Here is a 23,010-nt window from a genome sequence, read left to right as displayed (position 1 = left end):
TCTCCCGTCATCGGACGCTCAGCGCGCGCAGCGCGGCCTTGAGCAGCGCCGCCACCTGCGGTGCGCGGCCCTGCGCGATCTCGGCGTCGGCCTGGGGGGCGACGGCGGCGACCGCCTCGTCGGCGTCCCGGGCCGAGTAGCCCAGGCCGACCAGGCCGGAGTGCACCTGGTCACGCCAGGGGGACACGACCGCACCGCCGTCGAGCGCGGCGCTGACGGCCTCCTCCGGCGTGCCGAGCCGGTCCTTGAGATCGACGATGATCCGCTGGGCGCCCTTGGGGCCCACCCCGGGAACCCTGGTCAGCGCCTTGACGTCCGCGCTCGCCACGGCCATCCGCAGCGCGTTGGGCGTGTGCACGGCGAGCATCGCCAGGGCGACCTTGGGGCCGACCCCGTTGGCCGTCTGCAGCATCTCGAAGATCATGCGCTCGTCGTCGCCGCCGAAGCCGAACAGCGTCAGCGAGTCCTCGCGGACGACGAGGGAGGTGGCCAGCCGGGCCTCCTCCCCCACCCGCAGCGCCGCCAGCGTGCCCGGTGTGCAGTGCACCAGCACGCCGATCCCGCCGACCTCGACCACCGCCCCGTCAGGCGCGATCGCGGCCACCCGTCCTCGCACCGAGGCGATCACTTCGTGCTTCCTCTCGTGTATCCGGCCCTGCCGCGGCCCCGGAAGTAGGCGGCGGCGCTCGTCGTGGGAGCGGCGCCGGCCCTGGCGGCCGCCTCGGCCAGCCGGTTGTGCGCCCCGCCGCGCCACACGTGGCAGATCGCGAGCGCGAGCGCGTCGGCGGCGTCGGCCGGCTTGGGCATCTCCGCCAGCCGCAGCAGCCGGGTCACCATGGTGCCCACCTGCCGCTTGTCGGCCGTACCGCTGCCGGTGATCGCGGCCTTGACCTCGGAGGGCGTGTGCAGCGCCACCGGCAGCCCCCGGCGCGAGGCGCACAGGATCGCCACGGCCGAGGCCTGCGCGGTCCCCATCACGGTCCTGAGGTTGTGCTGGGCGAAGACCCGCTCGACGGCGACGGCGTCCGGCTCGACCTCGTCGAGCCAGCTCTCGATGCCGGCCTCGATGGCCACGAGCCTGGCGCCGATCTCGTCGTCGACCGAGGTGCGCACGACCCCGACCTTGACCAGGGTCAGCGGTGCTCCCGGCCGTCCCTCGACCGCGCCGACCCCGCACCGGGTCAGCCCCGGGTCGACCCCCATCACCCGCAGCTCGGGCAATCGCACCGGCACGCCTCCGCTCGCCGAACATCTGTTCGGTGCCAGACTCTACCGCCTGCGCGCGCCCGACGCACGGTTACCCGGCGCCGCCGCCCTCAGAAGTAGTCGAGCATGTGGGGCGTGGCCTGGAAGGCCGCGTCAAGGGCGGCGTCGCCCTCCGCGGTCCCGGTGAGCATCCCCGCTCGCCGGAGGGTGGTGGTGGGGACCCCGGCGAACAGCGCGGAGAAGCCGCCCGCGGTGAGGACGGGCCGGGCGGCGGGCAGGGCCCCCGCGGGCTGGGCCGTCGCCGCTCCCCCGGAGACGGTCAGGTTCCAGGGGCCGGAGTTCGCGGGCCGCTGGGGATCGTCCACCTGGAGCACGGTGTCGAGGGTGACCCCAGGGGGGAAACCGCGCCGGGAGACGGCGGCTGCCAGATCGACGACACGGAACATCCAGCGGGTCTGGCCGACCTCGTCCCTGGGACGGTCGCCGATCAGCCAGAAGACCGGGTCGTCGGGGGCGACGACCGCGTGGACCGACTTGGCGATCGAGGCGGAGGAGCCCACCAGCGACCACAGCGTCCTGGCGGTGGCCTCCGAGCTCGCCACGAGGGTGGAGACCTCGATGTCGCGGCCCCGCCAGCGGTAGACGACGAGGCCGTCCTTGGCGAGATACAGGAAGTCGTCCCCGGCCGCCAGGCGCGCCTCCCAGGTGGCGGTGTTCCAGCAGACGGGGCCGCAGGCGCGGGTGGCGGCGTTGACCTCGTGGAGGACCGAGATCACCTCGGAGGCGTCGCCGGGTCCCATCCGGCGCACCTCGACCCGCTCGGTCCGCCTGATGGAGCGCAGGGCCTCCGCGGGCAGGACGGCGCGGTGCATGGCGCCCGCGTGCTCCCAGCCCAGCGAGCGGTAGATGCGGGTGGTCGCCGGATACAGGGCCGAGACCGGGTGTCCCAGGTGGGCGCAGCGGTCGAGGGCGGCCCGCACGATCGTGCGCCCGGCGCCGCGCCCGCGGTCCTCGGGGGCGACGGTGACCGAGGCGACGCCGCCCATGGACATCCGCCTGCCGTGCCACCACTGGGTGAAGTCGTGGATCCGGCTCGTCGCGACCAGGCGGGGGCCGTCGAAGAGGCCGAGGTATCTCCCCTCGCCGAGCATCGGGGTCACCAGCCTGATCCAGGCCTCCTGGTCGGCTTCGGAGACGGGCCCGAAGGCGCGTGTGCGGTTGTCCGTCACCGCGTCGAGATCGTCGACCGTCAAATCGCGTAGCTCCACGATCCCACAACCTAGGCAGTGGGCACGGAGAAGGCGAATCGCGTTCCGCGGGCGCCGGACGTGGGACCGTGCGCGAGGGCGGCGGACCGCCCGGGCGGGGCGGCGGCCGGAGGCGGGCATGACGCGGGGCCGAGCGGCCTGGACTGCGGCGATCGGCGCGGACGCGGAAGAGGCGTCGGGAGGGAGGCGTGCCGCGGTCCGGCGGCACCCGCCCGCGCGGCGGGAGCACGACGTTCCGGCGCCCGTCCTCCGGCCGGAGGACGGGCGCCGGACGGCGGGCTCAGACGTCGAGCTTCTCCATGACGTCGTCGGGGACGTCGAAGTTGGCCCAGACGTTCTGGACGTCGTCGCTGTCCTCGAGGGCGTCGATCAGCCTGAAGATCTTGCGCGCGCCGTCCTCGTCGAGCGAGATGTTCATCGTCGGCAGGAAGCTGGACTCCGCCGAGTCGTAGTCGATCCCGGCGTCCTGCAGGGCCTTGCGGACGGGGACGAGGTCGGTGGCCTCGGAGACGACCTCGAACTGCTCGCCCAGGTCGTTGACCTCCTCGGCGCCCGCGTCGAGGACGGCGGTCAGCACGTCGTCCTCCGACAGCGTGCCCTTGGGCACGATCACGACGCCCTTGCGGTTGAACATGTAGGACACCGAGCCGGGGTCGGCCAGGGAACCGCCGTTGCGGGTCAGGGCCACCCGGACCTCGGAGGCAGCGCGGTTGCGGTTGTCGGTGAGACACTCGATCAGCACCGCGACGCCGCCGGGGGCGTAGCCCTCGTACATGATGGTCTGCCAGTCGGCGCCGCCCGCCTCCAGGCCGCCACCGCGCTTGCGTGCTCGCTCGATGTTGTCGATCGGGACCGAGCTCTTGCGCGCCTTGGTGATGGCGTCGTAGAGGGTCGGGTTGCCGTCCGGGTCGGGGCCGCCGGTCCGGGCCGCGACCTCGATGTTCTTGATGAGCTTGGCGAACAGCTTGCCCCGCTTGGAGTCAAGCGCGGCCTTCTTGTGCTTCGTCGTCGCCCATTTGGAGTGGCCGGACATCGGCTAGAGCTCCCTCACCATCTCAACAAAATATGAATGCACACCGACATCTCCGGTAAGTTCCGGGTGGAACGACGTGGCGAGCAGCGGTCCTTGGCGGACCGCGACGATCCTATCCCCAGCTTCGGCTCGAGCCAGCACTTCGACATCGGAACCCACAGATTCCACCCACGGGGCGCGGATGAACACCGCGCGCAGGCCTCCCCGGCCCGCGAAGTCGATGTCGGACTCGAAGGAGTCGACCTGGCGGCCGAAGGCGTTGCGGCGGACCACCATGTCGATGCCGCCGATGGTCTCCTGACCCTCGACGCCGCCCTCGATCCGGTCGGCCAGCATGATCATTCCGGCGCAGGAGCCGTAGGCGGGCATACCGCTCTTGATCCTCAGCCGCAGCGGTTCGAGCAGTTCGAACGTGTCGGCGAGCTTCCACATCGTGGTGGACTCCCCGCCGGGGATGACCAGCCCGTCGACCGCCTCCAGTTCGCCGGGGCGCCGTACGGCGACCGCCTTCGCGCCCACCGCCTCCAGTGCGCGCACGTGCTCGCGCACGTCTCCCTGCAGGGCGAACACACCGATGGTCGGGGCGATGCTCACAGTGGTCCTCTCAAGTGGCTCGGAATTCCCCTTCAGCGTATGACCACTCCACGCGTCGCCCCAAACCGGATCTTTCTTCCCGGACCATCGGCATCGGCGTCCGGTCAGGCCGGGACGGAGGCGTCCTGGAGGGCGTGGTCGACGTCGACCCGCTCCAGGCTCCTCATGTGGTGGCGCCTGCCGTACAGGACGGCCATGCCCGCCAGGCAGCAGAGCGCGCCCAGGCAGTACGGCACCGCGGCGCCGAACTCCTCCCCCAGCTTGGTGACGATGTAGGGGGCCAGCGCGCCGCCCATCCAGCGGACGAAGTTGTATCCCGCGGAGGCGACGGGCCTGGGCGCGTCGGAGACCTCCATGGCGGCCTCGGTGAACACGGTGTTGTTCAGGCCGATCGGGATGCCGGACAGGATGACGAAGACGACGATCCCGGCGTGCCCGGACAGCGCGATGCCCACCTGGAGGAGGGCCAGCACGCCCAGGGAGAGGTGGAGCACCTTGACCGAGCCGATCCTGCGCTGCAGGGCGGGCGCGGCGAAGACCGAGGCGAGCGCGACGCAGACGCCCCAGCCGAAGAAGACCGCGCCGATGCCATAGGGGGACATGCCGAGGATGAACGGGGTGAAGGCCAGGATGGTGAAGAAGGCGAAGTTGTAGAAGAACGCGGTGAACGCCGTGGTCGACAGCCCGCCGTGGGCCAGGGCGCGGAGCGGGTCGCCGAGGCGGGTCCGCGCGGCGGGCCCGGGGGCGGCCTTCAGCAGGGTCGCGATGAGGACGAACCCAACGGCCATGAGGGTGGCGGTGCCGAAGAAGGGCGCGCGCCAGTTCCAGTCACCGAGGGCGGCGCCGACCAGCGGGCCCATGGAGATGCCCAGGCCCAGGGCCGCCTCGTACAGGATGATGGCCGCCTCGGCGCCGCCGCTGGCCGCGCCGACGATCACCGCCAGGGCGGTCGCCACGAACAGGGCGTTGCCCAGGCCCCAGCCGGCGCGGAAGCCGATCAGCTCGCCGACGCTACCCGAGGTTCCGGCCAGGGCGGCGAAGACGACCACCAGGGCCAGGCCGAGCAGCAGGGTGCGTCTGCCGCCGATCCGGCTGGAGACCCAGCCGGTGACGAGCATGGCCACGGCGGTGACCAGGAAGTAGCTGGTGAACAGCAGGGAGACCTGGCTGGGCCCGGCGTTCAGGCCCTTGGCGATGGAGGGAAGGATCGGATCGACCAGGCCGATGCCCATGAAGGCGACGACCGCGGCGAAGGCCGTGGCCCAGACGGACATCGGCTGGCGCAGGATTCCGCCGCCGTTCTGCGAGGACATGGGTGCGGCTCCTTGGGGAGATCGGGAGAGGGGAGAGGAACGGGCGGGAGCGGATCAGGCGCGCCCCAGCTTGGCCAGTGCGGGCAGGGCGACGGAGATGGCCTCGCGCTCGTCCGGGGTGAGCGCGCCGAGCTGCTCGCTCAGGTAGGTGATCCGGGACCGCCGCACGGCCACCAGGCGTGCGCGGCCCTCCTCGGTGAGCTCGACGGTGCGGACCCGGGCGTCGGCCGGGTCGGCGCCGCGCGCCACCAGGCCCGGCTCCTCAAGACGGTTGATCTGCACGGTCATGGTGGGCAACTGGACGCCGTGTTCCTCGGCCAGCTCGGTCATCCGGCGGGGGCCGTTCTCGAGCGAGCCCAGCACGGCGTACTGCTGGCTGGTGACCGGCTGCCCCGCGACCGCGCGGCGCAGCAGCAGCACCAGGTGGCGCAGCTCTTTGGAGAGGCTCTCGGCCAGTTCGTCCGTCATCATGGTTAGCCAGTCTAACTTAGCCTGGCTAACCATTATTGCGAAGGGGGGCGGCGCCCCGAGGACGCCGCCCCCTCAGTGCTCCGGAGCGCTCCGGCGGTTCTAGGGACGCCTGGTCTCCAGGTCGACGACCTCCTGGATCAGGTCGGCGTCCGCCGCCCGGGACGTCCTGCTCGCCGAGAGGTCGAGCGGCCGCAGATAGGTCTGCTGCACTCCAGGCACCCCGTCCTCGACCACGAAGGTGGCCTTGACGTGCGCCTGCGCGCCCCCCTGCTGCACCTGCGGGAGGACCTTGAAGTCGGCGGTGAGCAGCTCGCGCTCGATCCGCGTCAGGACGTAGCCGCGCTGGTTGTTGTAGAACTTCAGGTGCGGATTGATCTTGAGGAACGGCTGGCTCTGCGGGTCGGAGTCCTTGCCGTCGCCGCCCGTCGTGATGGAGGTGGCGACCAGCTCGGAGCCGACCGTGCGCGTGGTCGGGTCGTCGTAGTCGAGCTTGAGGTCGCCGGCCCAGTGGGCGTGGACGTCGCCGGTGAGCACGACCGGGTTGCGGACCCCGGCGTCCACCCAGCCCTGGGTGATCCGCTGCCGCGAGGCGACGTAGCCGTCCCAGGCGTCCTGGCTGGTGACCTTGGCCGGTCCGGCGTTGTTGTCACGCTGGGCGAAGAAGACCTGCTGGCCGAGGATGTCCCACTGCGCCCGCGAGTGGTGGAAGCCGTCCAGCAGCCAGCGCTCCTGCGCCTCACCGGTGATCGAGCGCGCCGGGTCGAGCGCCGCCGGGCAGTCGCGGTAACCGTCGCCGCAGCCCTGATCGCTGCGGTACTGCCGGGTGTCGAGCATGTGGAAGGTGGCCAGGGCGCCCCACCGGATCCGCCGGTAGAGCTGCATGTCGATGCCCCTGGGGACGGATCTGCGCCGCAGCGGCATGTTCTCGTAGTAGGCCCGGAAGGCCGCCTCGCGCCGGGCCAGGAAGTTCGGCTGGGGGATCTCCGGGTTCTCCGGCACCTCGTCGGCCCAGTTGTTGTCCAGCTCGTGGTCGTCCCAGACGACCAGCCAGGGCGCGGCGGCGTGCGCCGCCTGGAGGTCGGGATCGGCCTTGTACTGCGCGTGCCGCTGCCGGTAGCCGGCGAGGGTCTCGGTCTCCGGGCCCTCGTGGTGACGGACGTTGCCCCCGGGGATGGTGTAGGTGTCGCGCCGGTACTCGTACTGGTAGTCGCCCAGGTGCAGGACCAGGTCGGGGCGGTCCTCGGCCAGGCGCCGGTAGGCGGTGAAGTAGCCGTGCTCGTACTGGGCGCAGGACACGAAGGCCATCGCCAGGCCCGAACCGTAGGACAGCGGGTGCGGGGCGGTCCTGGCCCGGCCCATCGGCGAGACGTAGGGGCCGACCTTGAAGCGGTACCAGTGGTCCCTGTCGGAGGCGAGCCCGTCCACCTCGACGTGGACCGAGTAGCCCCACTCCCCGGTCGCCTGGGCGACACCCCGCCGCAGGACGCGGCGTCCCGCCTCGTCGCCGTAGACCTGCCAGTGCACCGTGAAGGAGCCGGCGGGCATGCCGCCGAGGCCGTCCTCGGCGAGCGGCTGGGGCGCCAGGCGGGTCCAGATCACGAAACCGTCGGAGTCGGGGTCGCCGGAGGCGACGCCCAGGGTGAAGGGATCGGCGCGCAGGCCGCGGGAGGCCAGGGACGCGGCGCTCTCCGGGGCGGGTTCGGGGTCGGCGTTCGCCAGGGCGGGCATACCCGCCGCCGCGCCCGCCGCGATGCCGGTGACGAGAAAGGAGCGTCGGCTGAGCCGGGACATGGGGGGCCTCCGAGGATGATCGGACATGAACGTCCGCCAGCCTTGCGGAGGATCGTGACGCCGGAGTGAATATCCGCGGTCATGAAAAAGGCGGCATCCGTCACGGATGCCGCCTTTTCTGGGTCTTCTTGGGCCTGCTTACCAGCCGCGCTCCGCCAGGCGGTGCGGGGCCGGGATGTCGTCGACGTTGATGCCGACCATGGCCTCGCCCAGGCCGCGGGAGACCTTGGCGATAACGTCCGGGTCGTCGTGGAACGTGGTGGCCTTGACGATCGCCGCGGCGCGCTGGGCCGGGTTGCCGGACTTGAAGATGCCGGAGCCGACGAACACGCCCTCGGCGCCGAGCTGCATCATCATCGCGGCGTCGGCGGGGGTGGCGATGCCGCCCGCGGTGAAGAGCACGACGGGAAGCTTGCCGGCCTTGGCGACCTCCGCGACCAGCTCGTACGGCGCCTGCAGCTCCTTGGCCGCGACGTACAGCTCGTCCTCGGGCAGCGAGGACAGCCGCTTGAGCTCACCGCGGATCTTGCGCATGTGCATGGTGGCGTTGGAGACGTCGCCGGTTCCGGCCTCGCCCTTGGAGCGGATCATCGCCGCGCCCTCGGTGATGCGGCGCAGCGCCTCGCCCAGGTTGGTCGCCCCGCAGACGAAGGGCACCGTGAACTGCCACTTGTCGATGTGGTTGGCGTAGTCGGCCGGGGTCAGCACCTCGGACTCGTCGATGTAGTCGACGCCGAGCGACTGGAGCACCTGCGCCTCGACGAAGTGGCCGATGCGGGCCTTCGCCATGACGGGGATGGAGACGGCGGAGATGATGCCGTCGATCATGTCGGGGTCGCTCATCCGCGAGACGCCACCCTGGGCGCGGATGTCGGCGGGCACCCGCTCGAGGGCCATGACGGCGACGGCTCCGGCGTCCTCGGCGATCTTGGCCTGCTCCGCGTTGACGACGTCCATGATGACGCCGCCCTTGAGCATCTCTGCCATGCCGCGCTTCACCCGGGCGGTTCCGGTGACGGCGGGCTGGGTGACTTCGGGCGTGCTGCTGGACACGGTCTCTACCTCACGACGGCTGGGTTGCGGATCACGGGCCGCCCCCAGGGCGGTTTCCGGCATCTCTATCGTAGGCGCTGAGTCCCATGTCCCTTTACACGACATCTTGTCGCCTTCGAGCGATCTTCTTGGACATGATGGAAGGACGATCAGGGAATGACCGGCTTCGGGGCCGCCAGGACGACCCACACCTGGCCCGGGGCGAAGTTCATCGGCTCCCCCGCCGCCGTGGTGAAGACCGTACCCTCCTCCTCCGTCTTGCGCGACCAGGTCGCCTTGAACGCCTGGCCGTCGCGGAGCACGACCGCCTTGCCCTTGCCGACGCTGTGCACCAGGGGCGTGTAGCTCTGGTTCAGGTCGTGATACTCGGAACGCTCGGTCTTGACGTACTGCACGACGATCGTGGGCGCGCCGAGCTGGCCGCCCTCAGCCGCCATGTCCTTCTTGCCGTCCTGCCAGATCAGCCACCTGCCGTCGGCCTCGGACCAGGTGAAGGTGAAGCGGGCGGCGGGATACTTGACGCTGAACGCCTTCTTGGAGACGCCTCCCTGGGGGGCGTCGCCGAAGGTGAAGCCGATGTCCTTGGCCTTGGACGCGCCTGGCGCCTTGGCCAGCAGCTGCCTGGTGTTGGCGAACAGGTTGTAGGGCGCGTAGCGGCCCGGCTGGCGGAAGTAGGCGCCGGGGGCCCGGCTGTCGGAGACGTCGACGAGCGAGGCCTCCTGGACCCTGGGGATCATCTTGGTCTGCACGCCCGAGTAGGCCAGGGCGGGCTTGCCGAACTGCGGCAGGATGTGCAGGTCGGAGATCCGGGCACTGCGGACCGGGCCGATCTTGGCGGGAAGTTTCGAGGAGAAGACGGCCATCAGGCGCGTCAGCCCCGCCTCCACCTGCTCGACGTAGACGATGTCGGCGCTCTTGAGCCCGAGCTGCGGTTTGCCGGCCGAGGTGTTCTCGATCTTGGCGGCGAGCACCGGCCTGCGCGCGGCACCGGGGAGCCCGGTGAAGGGATGGGTCGGCGGGGGCTCGGGGGTAGGCGTCGTGGACGGATCGGCCGCCGCCGGCGGCGGGGGGTTCCCCGCGGCGGGCTCACTGGAGGAGCAGGCCGCGACCGGCACGAGAACGGCCGCTCCCACCAGCGTGACGGCGATCATCCGGGGCACCCGCACGGTTCGTCTCCTCAAATCGGCCATGAAATGCCCAAGAGCTTACCGGTGCCCGACTTGTCGGTTATACGAGTTCCAGAACGGCCTATTCGATGCCGAGGGTCTTCGGCGGGACGTCGTCGATCTCGAAGAAGGCGGGATACTCCGTGTGCCCGGCCAGCCTCAGCGTCCGGGCCAGCCAGCGGCGCTGGGCGATACGCGTCACGTCGACCGCGTTGTTGTGGAAACGGCGTGAGTAGAGCACCTTGGCCACCGCGGCGCCGAGCTCCTCCAGCAGCGCGTCTCCCCCCGGGGTGTCGGCGAGGCGGTCCCGGAAACGCTCCTGGTCCACAACGGCCCGCAGCGCGCGCGACAGGTCGCTCTCCGCGTGCTCCCGCTCCTCGGGGCCCGCCGTACGGGCCTCGTGGGCCGCGGTGGCCAGCAGCAGGCTCGTCGCCGGATCCAGGATCCGGGAGGCGGCCAGTTCGAGGGCCACGGCGGTCCGCCGTACCAGCGCGGCGTCCAGGGACTCGCGGGCCAGTTCCAGGCGGATGTGCAGCCGGTCGAGACGGCCCGCCCGCCAGGAGATGTAGACGGCGGTGAGCAGCACGATCGCGCCCACCACCAGGATCAGCGTGGTGGTCATCGCGCCTCGTCCTCCTCGACCCCCGCGGCCACGGCGACGGTCTCGTAGACTCTCAGGACGTCGCGGGCGACCGTGGACCAGTCGTACTTCCACACGGCCTGCCGGGCCTCGTCCGACAGCTTGGCCCTGCGCCGGGGATCGTCGAGCAGCGCGGCCGCCTCACGGGCGAGCGAGACGGCGTTGCCGGTCTCGAACAGCGCCCCCGCCTGCCCCTCGTCGAGCACCTTGCGGAAGGCCGGGATGTCGCTGGCCAGGATCGCGGCGCCCGCCGACATCGCCTCGGTCAGCACGATGCCGAAGCTCTCCCCGCCCAGGTTGGGCGCGCAGAACACGTCGACCGAGTGGTAGGCGCGCACCTTGTCCTCCTCGCTGACCATGCCGAGCAGGCCGACGCGATCGCGGAATCGGGCCGGGACACGCTCCAGCACCTCCTCCGCGTCACCGGGACCGGCGATGAGCAGGCGCAGCCCGGGACGCTCGGGGGCCAGCGCGACGAACGCCTCCAGCAGCACCGCGAGCCCCTTGCGCGGCTCGTCCATCCGGCCGAGGAACCCGATCACCTCGCCCTCGTCCCAGCCGGGCAACGGCTCGGCGTGGGCGTAGCGGCCGACCGCCACCCCGTTGGGGATGAGCACGGCGTCGCCGCCGATGAACTCGACCAGGGTCTTCCTCGCCGCGTCGGAGACGGCGATCCGGCCGCTGACCTTCTCCAGCGCGCTCATGAGGACGGGCGTGGTGACCGACAGGCTGCGGTAGCGCTCGTGGGAGGTGTGGAAGGTGGCCACGATCGGGCCCTTGGCCGCCCAGCAGGCCAGCAGCCCGACCGAGGGAACCGCGGGCTCGTGCACGTGCAGCACGTCGAAACGGCCCTCGCGCACCCAGCGGCGCACCCGGTTGGCCGACAGGAAGCCGAACGACAGCCTGGCGACCGAGCCGTTGAAGGGGACGGGGACCGCCCTGCCGACCGAGGTCACGTAGGCGGGCAGCGGGGCGTTCTCGGACGCCGGGGCGATGACCGAGACCTGGTGGCCCTCCTCGATGAGGGCCTCGGCGAGATCGCGGATGTGGGCCTGGACACCGCCGGGCACGTCCCAGGTGTACGGGCAGACGATGCCGATCCTCACTGCTTCCTCATCACTCCTCGGGCGCCCGCCCACGTCGCTTCCGGCGCGTCCGGTACAGGGTCCGGCCACCCGCGTCGTCAGTATTGTCCATCTTTCCCGCCTCGCCCGGCCTCCCGCTTCCGGGCGGTCCTCACCCGCGCGGTTCCAGGTCGTCGAGCCAGAGCCGCTGGAGCATGTGCCAGTCTTCCGGGTGCTCGGAGATGCCCTTCTCGAAGACGGTGGCCAGGTCCTGCGAGACGGCGGCGACCTTCTCCTTGCGGCTGCCCTGCTCGGGAACGGCGATCTCCTCGTGGAACTGCAGGCCCCAGTCGCGCCCCTGGAAGTACGGGACCGCCGGGATCAGCGCCGCCCCGGTGTGCACGGCCAGCAGCGCGGGGCCCGCGGGAATGCGCGTGGCCGCGCCGAAGAACCGGACCTCGACGCCCTTGGCGGTCAGGTCCCGCTCGGCGGGCAGGGCGACGGCTCCGCCCGCGCGCAGCCGCTGCGACAGGGTGCCGAAGGTGTGGCCGTCGCCCCCGGTGAGCGGCAGGACCTCCATGCCCAGCCCCTCGCGGAAGGCGGTGTAGCGGCGGAACAGCGACTCGGGCCGCAGCCGTTCGGCCACGGTGGTGAACGGGTGCCCCGTCGCGGTGAACCAGGCTCCCGCCTGGTCCCAGTTGCCCATGTGCGGCAGGGCCAGGATCACCCCGCGTCCCCGGTCCAGGTTGTCGTAGATCTGCTGGTCTCCGCTGACGTGCATGCGGGAGACGATCTCATCCGCCGGCATGGAGGGCAGCCGGAAGATCTCGTGGAAGTAGCGGAAATAGGAGCGCATGCCGTCGCGGCTCAGCTCCCGGATCTGCGGGTCGTCCGGCGAGGTGCCCTTGACCCGGGCGAGGTTGGCCTCCAGGCGGCGCACCGAGCCGCCGTGGCGCTTCCAGAGCCGGTCGGCGGCCACCCGGAAGGCCCAGGCCGTGAGACGTTCGGGGAGACGGGGGACGATCGCCCAGCCGGCGCCGAACCCGGCGGCGACCAGGCGTTCCTGGGGAGACGGCTTGCCTGTCATCGTTCTTTCCCGATCAGCGGAGGGGGGCGGGCTCGGCGGAGACGGCCTGGCGGCGGACGTGGAGGAGACGCTGCCCGACCGTGACCGCGCTGGCGACGGCGAGCAGCCAGAGCCCCCCGGCCAGCACGTACGGCACGCCGAGGCCACCGAGACCGGCGGAGACCAGACCGACGACCAGGCGCTCCGGCCGCTCGGCGAGTCCGACGTCGCACTTCAGGCCCAGCCCCTCGGCCCTGGCCTTGATGTAGGAGACCAGCGCCCCCGCGACGAGACAGAACAACGTGACCCCCGCCAGCACCCGCTGCCCGCTCACCATGAACCAGACGAGCAGCCCGGAGAAGATCCCGGCGTCGCCCACCCTGTCGAGGGTGGAGTCGAGGAAGGCCCCCCAGAGGCTTCCCGGCCCCGTCATCCTGGCCATGACCCCGTCGAGGAGGTCGGCCAGCACGAAAATAGTGATCACGACGGTACCGGGGAACAACTGTCCACGGGGATAGAAGAAGAGAGCCGCGGCTACGGTGCCGAGCGTGCCGACCGTGGTGACCACGTTGGGGCTGATCCCTCGGCGGGCGAGCGCCCTGCCCAGGGGGGTCATGATTCGGGTTACGACGGGGCGCAGAAGTTTGAGCATCGCGTTCCGATCGTAGGCCACACGGCCTGTGAGCGCGCGTCCAACGCTCCGCAAGCGGATTGGCGCGGCCCTCTTGTGATATTTGCCACATGGGTATTTGGTGAACACACCGCGTCCTTGCGGTGTACGGACGCGGCGGCGGACCCCGGGGTGTGGCCGCAGGCGGCCGCGCTCCTTCGGCAACGACGCAGGAGGCGACGTGGCAGAGAAGGCAACCGGCGGGGCAGCGGGAGCCGCGGGGAGGGCACCCGCGGCCGACCGGCCGGACATGATCAGAAATGTCGTGCTGGTCGGCCATTCCGGCGCGGGCAAGACGACTCTCGTGGAGACGCTGCTGGCCGCGACCCGGACCATCCAGCGACCGGGCCGGGTCGAGGACGGCGGCACGGTCAGCGACTTCGACGAGGTCGAGGTGCGCCAGCAGCGTTCGGTGAACCTCACCGTGGCCCCGCTGGTCCACGACGACGTCAAGATCAACCTACTGGACACGCCCGGATACGCCGACTTCGTCGGCGACCTGCGCGCCGGGCTGCGCGCGGCCGACGCCGCGCTCTTCGTCGTCTCGGCGTCCGAGGGCGTCGACGGCCTGACCCGGATGCTGTGGGAGGAGTGCGCGGCCGTGGGGATGCCGCGCGCCGTGGTGATCACGAAGCTCGACCACCAGCGGGCCGACTTCGAGGAGGTGCTCGCCACCTGCCAGGACGTCTTCGGGGACGGCGTGGCCCCGCTGTACCTCCCGGTGGTGACCAACGGCCGGTTGAACGGTCTCATCGGGCTGCTGACCCAGAAGTTCTACAACTACGCGACCGGCACGCGGAGCGAGAACGCCCCCGGCCCCTCCTACCAGGACCAGATCGAGGTCTACCGCGGCCCGCTCATCGAGGGGATCATCCAGGAGAGCGAGGACGAGTCCCTGATGGACCGTTACCTCTCGGGCGAGGAGATCTCCACGGAGACCCTCATCGGCGACCTGGAGAAGGCGGTGGCGCGCGGCGGCTTCTACCCGGTGCTCGCCACCGGGGGCGGCGTGGGCGCGCACGAGATCCTCCAGCTCATCGTCCAGGGTTTCCCCTCGCCGCTGGAGCACCCGCTGCCGGAGATCACCACGATCGACGGCGAACCGGCCCCCGGCATCGCCTGCGACCCCGACGGGCCGCTCGTGGCCGAGGTCGTCAAGACCACCAGCGACCCCTACGTGGGCCGCATCAGCCTGGTCCGGGTGTTCTCCGGGACGCTGCGCCCGGACATGACCGTGCACGTCTCCGGGCACGGGCTGGCCGACCGGGGCCACGAGGACCACGACCTGGACGAGCGCATCGGCGCGCTCTCCTCGCCGCTGGGCAAACTCCAGCGCACGACCGCCAAGTGCGTCGCCGGGGACATCGTCGCGGTGGCCAAGCTGTCCCGCGCGGAGACCGGCGACACCCTCTCCGACAAGGAGCGGCCCCTGCTGATGACCGCCTGGACGATGCCCGACCCGCTGCTGCCCGTGGCGATCCAGGCGAGGTCCAAGGCCGACGACGACAAGCTCGGCCAGGCGCTGCAGCGGCTGGTCGCCGAGGACCCCACGCTCCGGCTCGAGAACAACTCCGAGACCCGTCAGCTCGTGCTGTGGTGCATGGGCGAGGCCCACGCCGACGTCCTGCTGGACCGGCTGAGCAGGCGGCACGGCGTCGAGGTCGAGAAGATCGAGCTGCGGGTGCCGCTCAGGGAGACCTTCGGCGGCACCTGCCAGGCGCTGGGCCGCAACGTCAAGCAGACCGGCGGGCACGGCCAGTTCGCCATCTGCCACCTGGAGGTCGAGCCTCTGCCCTCGGGCGGGGGCTTCGAGTTCGTGGACAAGATCGTCGGCGGCGTGGTGCCCCGCCAGTTCATCCCGTCGGTCGAGAAGGGCGTGCGCACCCAGATGCAGCGCGGCGTGCTGGCCGGCTACCCCGTGGTGGACGTGAGGGTGACGCTGTACGACGGCAAGGCCCACTCGGTCGACTCCTCCGACATGGCCTTCCAGATCGCCGGGGCGCTCGCGCTGAAGGAGGCGGCGTCCAAGGTCCCGACGCTGCTGCTGGAGCCGGTCGACGAGGTGTCCGTGCTCGTCCCCGACGACCACGTCGGCTCGGTGATGTCCGACCTCTCCTCGCGCCGCGGCCGCGTTCTCGGCACCGAGCCGGTCGGTGTCGGGCGGACCCTGGTGCGGGCGGAGGTGCCCGAACTGGAGATCACCCGTTACGCCATCGACCTGCGCTCCATGTCGCACGGCACGGGGACGTTCCAGCGCGTCTTCCTGCGCTATGAGCCACTGCCCGCCCACCTGGTGGACAAGGTCGCCGGCTGATTTCCGGCGGGAGGCGTGGACCATCGGGCTCACGCCTCCCGAACAACTGAATGCGTAACATTAACATCACAGAACGATTTCTTTTTTTCTGACCAAAGCATTGCGGTCACGGTGCCAGACTGATGAACCATGCGAACAGCACGTCCTTTGCTCGCCGCCGCCGCCCTCGCCGTGGTCACCACCAGCGCCGCCTACGCCTTCGGCCCGGAGGCGCCGCCGGCCAAGCCCGCCAAGCACGCCAAGGTCGTCAAGCCCGCCAAATCCGCCAAGCCCGCCGCGCCGGCCAAGCCCGCGGCCGACGGTGACGGCGGGCGGGCGCCGGCGACGGCCGCGGCCGACTCGGTGACGGCGTCGTGCCCGACCAACGCGAAGTATCCCAAGCGGGAGATGCGCGGAGTCTGGATCGCCACGGTCAAGAACATCGACTGGCCCTCGCGCACCGGCCTGCCGATCGCCAAGCAGCAGGCGGAGTACATCCGGCTCCTCGACAACGCGGTCAAGCGCCGGTTCAACGCGGTCTTCTTCCAGGTCCGCCCGGCCTCCGACGCCTTCTACAAGTCGTCCCTGGAGCCCTGGTCGGCCTATCTGACCGGTACGGCGGGCAAGGACCCCGGCTGGGACCCGCTGCCCTTCCTGATCGCCGAGGCCCACCGGCGCGGGCTGGAGTTCCACGCCTGGTTCAACCCCTACCGGGCCGTCTTCGAGGGCGGCCTGAACGGGCTCCCGGCCGACCACCCGGCCAGGAGGCACCCCGAGTGGATCGTCAAGCACGAGGGCAAGTTCTACTACAACCCCGGCCTGCCGGAGGTCCGCGACCACGTCACCGCGGTCGTCAAGGACGTGGTGCAGCGCTACGACGTGGACGGGGTCCACTTCGACGACTACTTCTACCCCTACCCCGGGGCCGGTGCGAAGTTCGACGACGACGACGCCTTCGCCAAGTACGGCAAGGGCACCAAGAGGGCCGACTGGCGGCGGGCCAACGTCAACAAGCTGATCGCCCAGGTCGACACGGTGGTGCACGAGGCGAAGCCGTACATCAAGTTCGGGGTGAGCCCCTTCGGGATCTGGCGGAACAAGACCGAGGACCCCACCGGCTCGGCGACCGGCGGCATGTCCGCCTACGACTCCATCTACGCCGACGCCCGCCACTGGATCAAGAAGGGCACGGTCGACTACGTCATCCCGCAGCTCTACTGGCCGCGCGGGTTCAAGGCCGCCGACTACGACGTGCTGGTGCCGTGGTGGGCCAACGAGGTCAAGGGCACCGGCGTGCAGCTGTACATCGGCCAGGGCCTCTACCGGGTCGGCGCGACCGACACCCCGGCCTGGACCAGGCCGGGCGAGCTGCCCTCGCACCTGGCGTTCAACCGCAAGTACGAGGAGGTCCGCGGTGACGTCTACTTCAGCGGCAAGCAGCTCCTGACCAACCCGCTGGGCGTGCTGGACCGGATCGTCAAGGAGTACTACACCCGCCCGGCGCTGCTGCCCCTGATCGGGGACCTCGGCGGCCAGGCTCCGGCCGTGCCCGCCGACCTGAGGGTCCAGGACACCACGATCAGCTGGAAGTCCTCCCCGAACGCCCGCGCGTACGCGGTCTACCGGGTCGCCGCGGGCAAGAAGGTGGACAAGTGCACGACCGCCGACGCCCGTGACCTGGTCGCCGTCGTGCCGGCGGCGGACGGGGAGCGCCAGACCTTCGCCGCGACCGGTGGCGCCACCTACCTGGTCACGGCCCTGGACCGCCTGCAGAACGAGAGCGCGCCCGCCAAAACGGTCCTGCCCTGATACACGACCTGCCCCGGATCTTCGTGTTCTCTGGACCACGGGTGCGCTGTTCCCCTACGGTGCCAGCATTTGGGGCGAGGTCTGGGGAGGTCTTCGGTGAGGCGGACGCTTGTCGCGTTTGCACTGGTCTTGAGCGTGCTGTGGCCGGGTGCCGCGCACGCCGCCACGCAGACGGGCGGACGGGTGGTGCTGATCGGGGTCCCGGGCCTGCGCTGGAGTGATCTGAGCGCCGGCGAGACGCCGAACCTGTGGCGGCTGGCCGGTCAGAGCGCGGTCGGCTCGCTGTCGGTGCGCACGGTCGGCCGGGTGACGTGCCCCTACGACGGGTGGCTGACGGTCTCGGCCGGAGTGAGGTCGGCGGTCGGCCACGGCTGCGGGCTCCCGCCCGAGCCCGTCCCCGAGGCGGCGGGCGCCGTCGTGCCCGGCCACGGGGATCTCATGCGGGTCTCCGGGCAGAAGAACGCGGGAGCGCTCGGCGAGGCCGCGCACGCCGCCGGGGAGTGCACGCTGGCGGTCGGTCCCGGGGCGGCGCTGGCCCTGGCCGACCGCTCGGGAAGGGTCGACCGTTACCTCCCCTCCCCCGACCGGCTCACCCCGGACGCCTTCGCCGCGTGCCGGATGGCCGCCGTCGACGTCGACGACCTGATCCGGCCCTACGTGACCGGCGGGCGGCTGCCCGAGGCCGATGAGAGCCTCGATCCGCAGCGGCGGGCGGCCGCGCTGCGGCTGGCCGACGCCAAGGTGGGGACGGCGCTGCGGGCTCTCCCGCAGGACGTCTCGGTGCTGCTGGCGGGCCTGGGGGACCACGGTGGCGTGCCGCACCTGCGGGTGGCCATGATGCGCTCAGGAGACGTCTCAGGACGCTTCCTGGGGGCGGCCTCGACCCACCGCGAGGACGTCACGATCCTGCCGGACGTCACCGCCACCATGCTCGCCCTCACGGGCGTCACGGCGCCGCCGACGGTGATCGGGGTGCCCTGGCGGGCGGGCGGCCACAGCGGCGGCGTGGAGGCGGCCCGGACCGAACTGGCCAACGCCGACGTGGCCGGGCAGACGATCAGGGACATGGGCGGCGTCTTCTTCACGACGGTCGCCGTGCTGCAGGTCCTGTTCTACGTCGTCGCCTTCCTGCTGATGCGCCGCAGGCGCGGGCTCGGCGGCGTCCGGGTGGCGGCGCTGGCGCTGGCGTCCCTGCCGGTGTCGACGTATCTGGTCAACCTCACCCCCTGGCATCACAGCGGGGCTCCGCTGCTCGCCCTGGTCGGCGGGATCGCCGGGATCGCGGTCCTGCTGGCCGCGGTCGCGCTCGCCGGGCCCTGGCGGCGCAGCCCGCTCGGGCCGCTGGCGGTCGTGGCGGGGGTCACCGCGGCGGTGCTCGCCGGTGACCTGCTGACCGGGACGACCCTGCAGCTCAACAGCGTGATGGGCTACACCGCGGTGGTCGGCGCCCGCTACTACGGCCTGGGCAACATTCCGTTCGCGCTCTTCGCCACGTCGGTGCTGCTGCTGGCGACCACGATCGCCCACCGGCTGACGGCCCGGGGGCGCCGGGGTGTGGCGGTGGCCGTCGTGGCGGTGCTGGGGAGCACCGCGATGATCCTGGGCGGCTGGCCCGGGGTCGGCAGCGACTTCGGCGGCGTGATCGCCTTCGTGCCCGGCATCGCGGTGACCGCGCTGCTGATCGCGGGCAGGCGGGTCTCGATCGTCAAGCTGGGCGCGTTCTGCGCGGCGGGCGGCGTCATCGTGATGGCCATCGCCTACCTCGACTACCTGCGTCCCCCCGCCTCCCAGACGCACCTGGGACGTTTCGTCGGCCAGGTGCTCACCGGCGAGGCGGCGGAGGTGATCGGCCGCAAACTCGGCGCGATGCTGGGCACGCTGCTCAACCCGAACCTGATGCCGATCGTGATCGCCGCCGCCGCGTTCCTGGTCTACGCGCTGCTGCACCCCGACGCGGCGAGCGCCGGGGTCCTCCCCGCCGCGTTCGAGCACTCCCCCGCGCTGCGGGCGGGCCTGGTCGGCGCCCTGGTCAGCGGGGTGATCGGCATGCTGGTCAACGACTCGGGAGCCGCGGTGCTGTCCATGGCGCTCGCCCTCGGCGTGCCGCTGGCGCTGTCGGCGGGCGTCAAGGCCCTCGGCGACGGCGCGGCCGGCTACGAGGAGACGGGCCAGGAGCCGGCGAGCAGTTCCCTGGTGTCGCGCAACAACTGAGGCAGCACCTTGGTGTGACCGACCACCGGCATGAAGTTGGTGTCGCCGCCCCAGCGGGGGACCACGTGCTGGTGCAGGTGGGCGGCGATGCCCGCGCCCGCGACCCCGCCGAGGTTCATGCCCACGTTGAAGCCCTGCGCTCCGCTGGCCTTGCGCAGGGCCGCCAGCGCCCGCTTGGTGAAGTCGGCGAGCTCGCCGGTCTCCGCGTCGTCGAGGTCGGCGTAGTCCGCCACGTGCCGGTAGGGGCAGACCATCAGGTGGCCGGAGTTGTACGGGTAGAGGTTGAGCACGGCGAAGACCGACTCGCCCCTGGCGACGATCAGTCCGTCCTCGTCGCTCATGCCGGGGATCTCGCAGAACGGGCAGCCGTCGCCCGGGCCCGAGCCGGTCGGCTTGTTGGTTCCCTTGATGTAGGCCATCCGGTGCGGGGTCCACAGTCGCTGGAAGTTGTCGGGGGCCCCGGCTCCGGCCTGCTCGATCGGCTCACTCTCCTGCATGCATTGCAGCATAGGCCCACCCGCTCCGGAGGCCTCCAGCCGGTGCCCCAGTGTATATGCGGACAAAGCAGCCTAATTTCCGGCAGAATCCCAGCCAGCGTGACATCAACAGCCGAGGAGTACCCATGACCGACCTCTCCGTCGAGGAAATCATCGAGGAGACCGACTCTCCCGCTGAGACGGCCGTGGCCGCCCGCCCGTTCTCCCTGAACCTCTCGGCGAACCTGGCGGCCCCGGCCGTCTCCGAACCGGTGATCGTCCCGGAGCCCGTGGCGATCTCGGAGCCCGTGGCCGCCCCGGAGCCGGTGATCGTCCATGAGCCGGTGGCCTCCGCCGTGGTGAAGGGCCGCATCAAGGTGGCCGACGAGGTGGTGGAGAAGGTCTCCGCCCTGGCCACGCTCGAGGTGGCCGGTGTCACCGGGCTGGGCGAGGACCCGGCGGGCATCCTCGAGCCGGTCCGCGAACGCGCCGTCCCCAGGGCCAGGCGCGGCGGCCGGGGCGTGAGCGCCCACGTCCAGGACCGCACGGTCGCGATCGACGTGTCGATCGTGGTGGAGTACGGCCACGTGGTGATGGACGTGGCCAACGAGGTCAAGACCAACGTGGCCCGCACGGTCAGCCGGATGCTGGGGATGCGGGTCGTCGAGGTCAACGTCGGCGTGGACGACGTCCGCCTGCCCGGCGAGCTCGCCGCCGAGCCGCCCGCCCCCGAAGAGGCCTGAGCCTGGGCGAAGGGGGCCGGGCCGCGCCCGGCCCCGCCCCCGCGGTGTTCCCCGGAGACCCCGGAGACCCTGCTGGAGACGCGGTGTTTCCGGAGACGCGGTGTTCCCGGAGAAAAACCGCGGCCCGCGCCCTCTTGCGAGGGTGCGGGCCGCGGGCCACGACGGGGGTCGGTCAGACCTGGATCCGGCGCTCGATCGCGTCGGCGATCTCCTCGATCGCCTGGTCGACCGGGACGCCGTTCTTCTGCTCACCGTTGCGGAACCTGAAGGAGACCGCGCCGTTGGCGATGTCCTCGTCGCCCGCCAGCAGCATGAACGGCACCTTGGACTTCTGCGCGTTGCGGATCTTCTTCTGCATCCGGTCGTCGGAGGCGTCGACCTCGATCCGGATGCCCCGCTCGCGGGCCTTCTTGGCCACGTCCTGCAGGTAGGGCGCGTGGGCGTCGGCGATCGGGATGCCGACGACCTGCACCGGGGCGAGCCACGGAGGGAAGGCGCCCGCGTAGTGCTCGACCAGGACGCCGAAGAAGCGCTCGATCGAGCCGAACAGCGCCCGGTGGATCATGACGGGCTGCCGGCGGGAGCCGTCCGACGACTGGAACTCCAGCTCGAACAGCTTCGGAAGGTTGAAGTCGAGCTGGATGGTCGACATCTGCCAGCTGCGGCCGATGGCGTCACGGGCCTGCACGGAGATCTTCGGCCCGTAGAACGCCGCCCCGCCGGGGTCCATGACCAGCTCGAGGTTCTCCGACTCCGCGACCTCGCGCAGGGTCTCGGTGGCCTCCTCCCAGTCCTCGTCGGTGCCGACGAACTTGACCGGGTCCTTGGTCGACAGCTCCAGGTAGAAGTCCTCCAGGCCGTAGTCGCGCAGCAGTTCCAGGACGAACCTGAGCAGCGACTTCAGCTCGTCGCGCATCTGGTCGCGGGTGCAGAAGATGTGCGCGTCGTCCTGGGTGAGGCCGCGCACGCGGGTCAGGCCGTGGACGACGCCGGACTTCTCGTAGCGGTAGACGGTGCCGAACTCGAACAGCCGCAGCGGCAGCTCACGGTAGGAACGCCCGCGCGCCCTGAAGATCAGGTTGTGCATCGGGCAGTTCATCGGCTTGAGGTAGTACTTGGCGCCCTCCAGCTCCATGGGCGGGAACATGCCGTCGGCGTACCAGTCCAGGTGCCCGGAGATCTCGTAGAGGTGGCTCTTGGTGATGTGCGGGGTGTTGACGAAGGAGTAACCCGCCTCCTCGTGCCTGCGCCGTGAGTAGTCCTCCATGACCCGGCGGATCACGCCGCCCTTGGGGTGGAAGACCGGCAGGCCCGAACCCAGCTCGTCGGGGAAGGAGAACAGGTCGAGCTCGGCGCCCAGCTTGCGGTGGTCGCGCTTTTCGGCCTCCTCCAGGAAGTGGAGGTACTCGTCCTGCCTGTCGCGCGACTCCCAGGCGGTGCCGTAGATCCGCTGGAGCTGCGGGTTCTTCTCGCTGCCCCGCCAGTAGGCGCCGCCGGTGCGCATCAGCTTGAACGCCGGGATGGAGCGGGTGGTGGGCACGTGCGGCCCACGGCACAGGTCCTTCCAGCACAGCTCGCCGCTCTTCGGGTCGAGGTTGTCGTAGATGGTCAGCTCCGCGCCGCCGACCTCCACGTTCTCCTCGGCGTCGCCGCCGCCCTTGAGCCCGATGAGCTCCAGCTTGTACGGCTCCGCCGCCAGCTCCTCGCGCGCCTCCTCGTCGGAGACCCGCCTGCGGGAGAAGCGCTGCCCCTGCTTGACGATCTCACGCATGCGCTTCTCGATGCGCTTGAGGTCCTCGGGGGTGAAGGGGGACTTGACGTCGAAGTCGTAGTAGAAACCGTTCTCCACCGGCGGGCCGATGCCCAGCTTCGCCTCGGGGAAGATCTCCTGCACGGCCTGGGCCATGACGTGGGCGGTCGAGTGGCGCACGATGGCCCTGCCGTCGGGGCTGCCGACCTCGACGGGCTCGATCACGTCGCCCTCGGCGACGAGTGCCTCAAGGTCCTTCAGCTCGCCGTTCGCGCGGGCGGCGACGACCGAGCGGCCGTCCGCCTCGAGCGCGTCGCCGTACGTCGTGCCCTCCGCCACCACACGCTCGGCTCCGGCGAGGGTGATGCGAAGTTCTGACACGGCCGACACGGT

General features: G+C 71.2%; 20 protein-coding genes. 4 read left to right on the top strand and 16 right to left on the bottom strand.

The window, feature by feature from the left end; translation table 11 throughout:
* Window positions 1–7: 7 nt before the first annotated feature.
* The 14 genes from ruvA to pgsA form a co-directional block, all read right to left on the bottom strand.
* Window positions 8–628, bottom strand: coding sequence for a Holliday junction branch migration protein RuvA (gene ruvA / locus AB0N02_RS34380; protein ID WP_363955103.1), 621 nt, complete (start codon window positions 626–628; stop codon window positions 8–10).
* Complete coding sequence (gene ruvC / locus AB0N02_RS34375) at window positions 625–1,212, bottom strand: crossover junction endodeoxyribonuclease RuvC (protein ID WP_363955136.1); 588 nt, start codon at window positions 1,210–1,212, stop codon at window positions 625–627. Before ruvC ends, ruvA begins: the two co-directional genes overlap by 4 nt.
* Window positions 1,213–1,316: 104 nt before the next feature.
* On the bottom strand, window positions 1,317–2,474 hold the full coding sequence (locus AB0N02_RS34370) for a GNAT family N-acetyltransferase (RefSeq protein WP_363955100.1): 1,158 nt from the start codon (window positions 2,472–2,474) through the stop codon (window positions 1,317–1,319).
* 280 nt (window positions 2,475–2,754) lie between these two features.
* Window positions 2,755–3,507, bottom strand: a complete 753-nt coding sequence (locus tag AB0N02_RS34365) for a YebC/PmpR family DNA-binding transcriptional regulator (RefSeq protein ID WP_363955097.1) — start codon at window positions 3,505–3,507, stop codon at window positions 2,755–2,757.
* A 3-nt stretch (window positions 3,508–3,510) separates the two neighbouring features.
* Window positions 3,511–4,101, bottom strand: coding sequence for a pyridoxal 5'-phosphate synthase glutaminase subunit PdxT (gene pdxT, locus AB0N02_RS34360; protein ID WP_363955094.1), 591 nt, complete (start codon window positions 4,099–4,101; stop codon window positions 3,511–3,513).
* 104 nt (window positions 4,102–4,205) lie between these two features.
* Window positions 4,206–5,414, bottom strand: a complete 1,209-nt coding sequence (locus AB0N02_RS34355) for an MFS transporter (protein ID WP_363955091.1) — start codon at window positions 5,412–5,414, stop codon at window positions 4,206–4,208.
* Between the two features lie 54 nt (window positions 5,415–5,468).
* Window positions 5,469–5,885, bottom strand: coding sequence for a MarR family transcriptional regulator (locus AB0N02_RS34350; protein ID WP_363955088.1), 417 nt, complete (start codon window positions 5,883–5,885; stop codon window positions 5,469–5,471).
* A 99-nt stretch (window positions 5,886–5,984) separates the two neighbouring features.
* Entirely contained in the window at window positions 5,985–7,676 is a 1,692-nt protein-coding gene (locus AB0N02_RS34345) for an alkaline phosphatase D family protein (RefSeq protein ID WP_363955086.1), read from the bottom strand.
* A gap of 138 nt (window positions 7,677–7,814) precedes the next feature.
* Window positions 7,815–8,729, bottom strand: coding sequence for a pyridoxal 5'-phosphate synthase lyase subunit PdxS (gene pdxS, locus AB0N02_RS34340; protein WP_363955083.1), 915 nt, complete (start codon window positions 8,727–8,729; stop codon window positions 7,815–7,817).
* 149 nt (window positions 8,730–8,878) lie between these two features.
* Window positions 8,879–9,895, bottom strand: coding sequence for a DUF3048 domain-containing protein (locus AB0N02_RS34335; RefSeq protein ID WP_363955080.1), 1,017 nt, complete (start codon window positions 9,893–9,895; stop codon window positions 8,879–8,881).
* An 82-nt stretch (window positions 9,896–9,977) separates the two neighbouring features.
* On the bottom strand, window positions 9,978–10,517 hold the full coding sequence (locus AB0N02_RS34330; protein WP_363955077.1) for a hypothetical protein: 540 nt from the start codon (window positions 10,515–10,517) through the stop codon (window positions 9,978–9,980).
* Window positions 10,514–11,641, bottom strand: coding sequence for a glycosyltransferase family 4 protein (locus AB0N02_RS34325; RefSeq protein ID WP_363955074.1), 1,128 nt, complete (start codon window positions 11,639–11,641; stop codon window positions 10,514–10,516). Before AB0N02_RS34325 ends, AB0N02_RS34330 begins: the two co-directional genes overlap by 4 nt.
* A gap of 130 nt (window positions 11,642–11,771) precedes the next feature.
* Window positions 11,772–12,686, bottom strand: coding sequence for a phosphatidylinositol mannoside acyltransferase (locus AB0N02_RS34320; RefSeq protein ID WP_363955071.1), 915 nt, complete (start codon window positions 12,684–12,686; stop codon window positions 11,772–11,774).
* A gap of 13 nt (window positions 12,687–12,699) precedes the next feature.
* Window positions 12,700–13,317: a phosphatidylinositol phosphate synthase gene (gene pgsA, locus AB0N02_RS34315; RefSeq protein WP_363955068.1), complete on the bottom strand. Its 618-nt coding sequence runs from the start codon at window positions 13,315–13,317 to the stop codon at window positions 12,700–12,702.
* A 199-nt stretch (window positions 13,318–13,516) separates the two neighbouring features.
* On the opposite strand from pgsA, the gene AB0N02_RS34310 reads away from it, so the two are divergent.
* The 3 genes from AB0N02_RS34310 to AB0N02_RS34300 all read left to right on the top strand — a co-directional run bounded on the left by AB0N02_RS34310 (window position 13,517) and on the right by AB0N02_RS34300 (window position 19,648).
* The gene (locus AB0N02_RS34310; protein ID WP_363955066.1) at window positions 13,517–15,649 is read left to right on the top strand and encodes an elongation factor G-like protein EF-G2; all 2,133 of its coding nucleotides are present in this window, start codon (window positions 13,517–13,519) and stop codon (window positions 15,647–15,649) included.
* A gap of 129 nt (window positions 15,650–15,778) precedes the next feature.
* Window positions 15,779–17,437, top strand: a complete 1,659-nt coding sequence (locus tag AB0N02_RS34305; protein ID WP_363955064.1) for a family 10 glycosylhydrolase — start codon at window positions 15,779–15,781, stop codon at window positions 17,435–17,437.
* 96 nt (window positions 17,438–17,533) lie between these two features.
* Window positions 17,534–19,648, top strand: a complete 2,115-nt coding sequence (locus AB0N02_RS34300) for a hypothetical protein (protein ID WP_363955062.1) — start codon at window positions 17,534–17,536, stop codon at window positions 19,646–19,648.
* Here AB0N02_RS34300 and AB0N02_RS34295 read toward each other — a convergent pair.
* A complete protein-coding gene (locus tag AB0N02_RS34295) occupies window positions 19,591–20,145 on the bottom strand; it encodes an HIT domain-containing protein (RefSeq protein WP_363955059.1) in 555 nt (184 codons plus the stop codon). The genes AB0N02_RS34300 and AB0N02_RS34295 overlap by 58 nt on opposite strands.
* Before the next feature lie 125 nt (window positions 20,146–20,270).
* On the opposite strand from AB0N02_RS34295, the gene AB0N02_RS34290 reads away from it, so the two are divergent.
* The gene (locus tag AB0N02_RS34290; protein WP_363955057.1) at window positions 20,271–20,867 is read left to right on the top strand and encodes an Asp23/Gls24 family envelope stress response protein; all 597 of its coding nucleotides are present in this window, start codon (window positions 20,271–20,273) and stop codon (window positions 20,865–20,867) included.
* Window positions 20,868–21,039: 172 nt separating this feature from the next.
* Here the strand turns inward: AB0N02_RS34290 and thrS are convergent, their stop codons facing one another.
* Window positions 21,040–23,007 carry a threonine--tRNA ligase gene (gene thrS / locus AB0N02_RS34285; RefSeq protein WP_363955056.1) on the bottom strand — a complete coding sequence of 656 codons (1,968 nt, stop codon included), beginning with the start codon at window positions 23,005–23,007 and terminating at the stop codon, window positions 21,040–21,042.
* Window positions 23,008–23,010: the final 3 nt, after the last annotated feature.

Source organism: Streptosporangium sp. NPDC051022, from assembly GCF_040683035.1.
Lineage (GTDB): Bacteria > Actinomycetota > Actinomycetes > Streptosporangiales > Streptosporangiaceae > Streptosporangium.
Note: the sequence above shows the minus strand (reverse complement) of the source record. Positions and strands in the feature narration are given on the sequence as shown.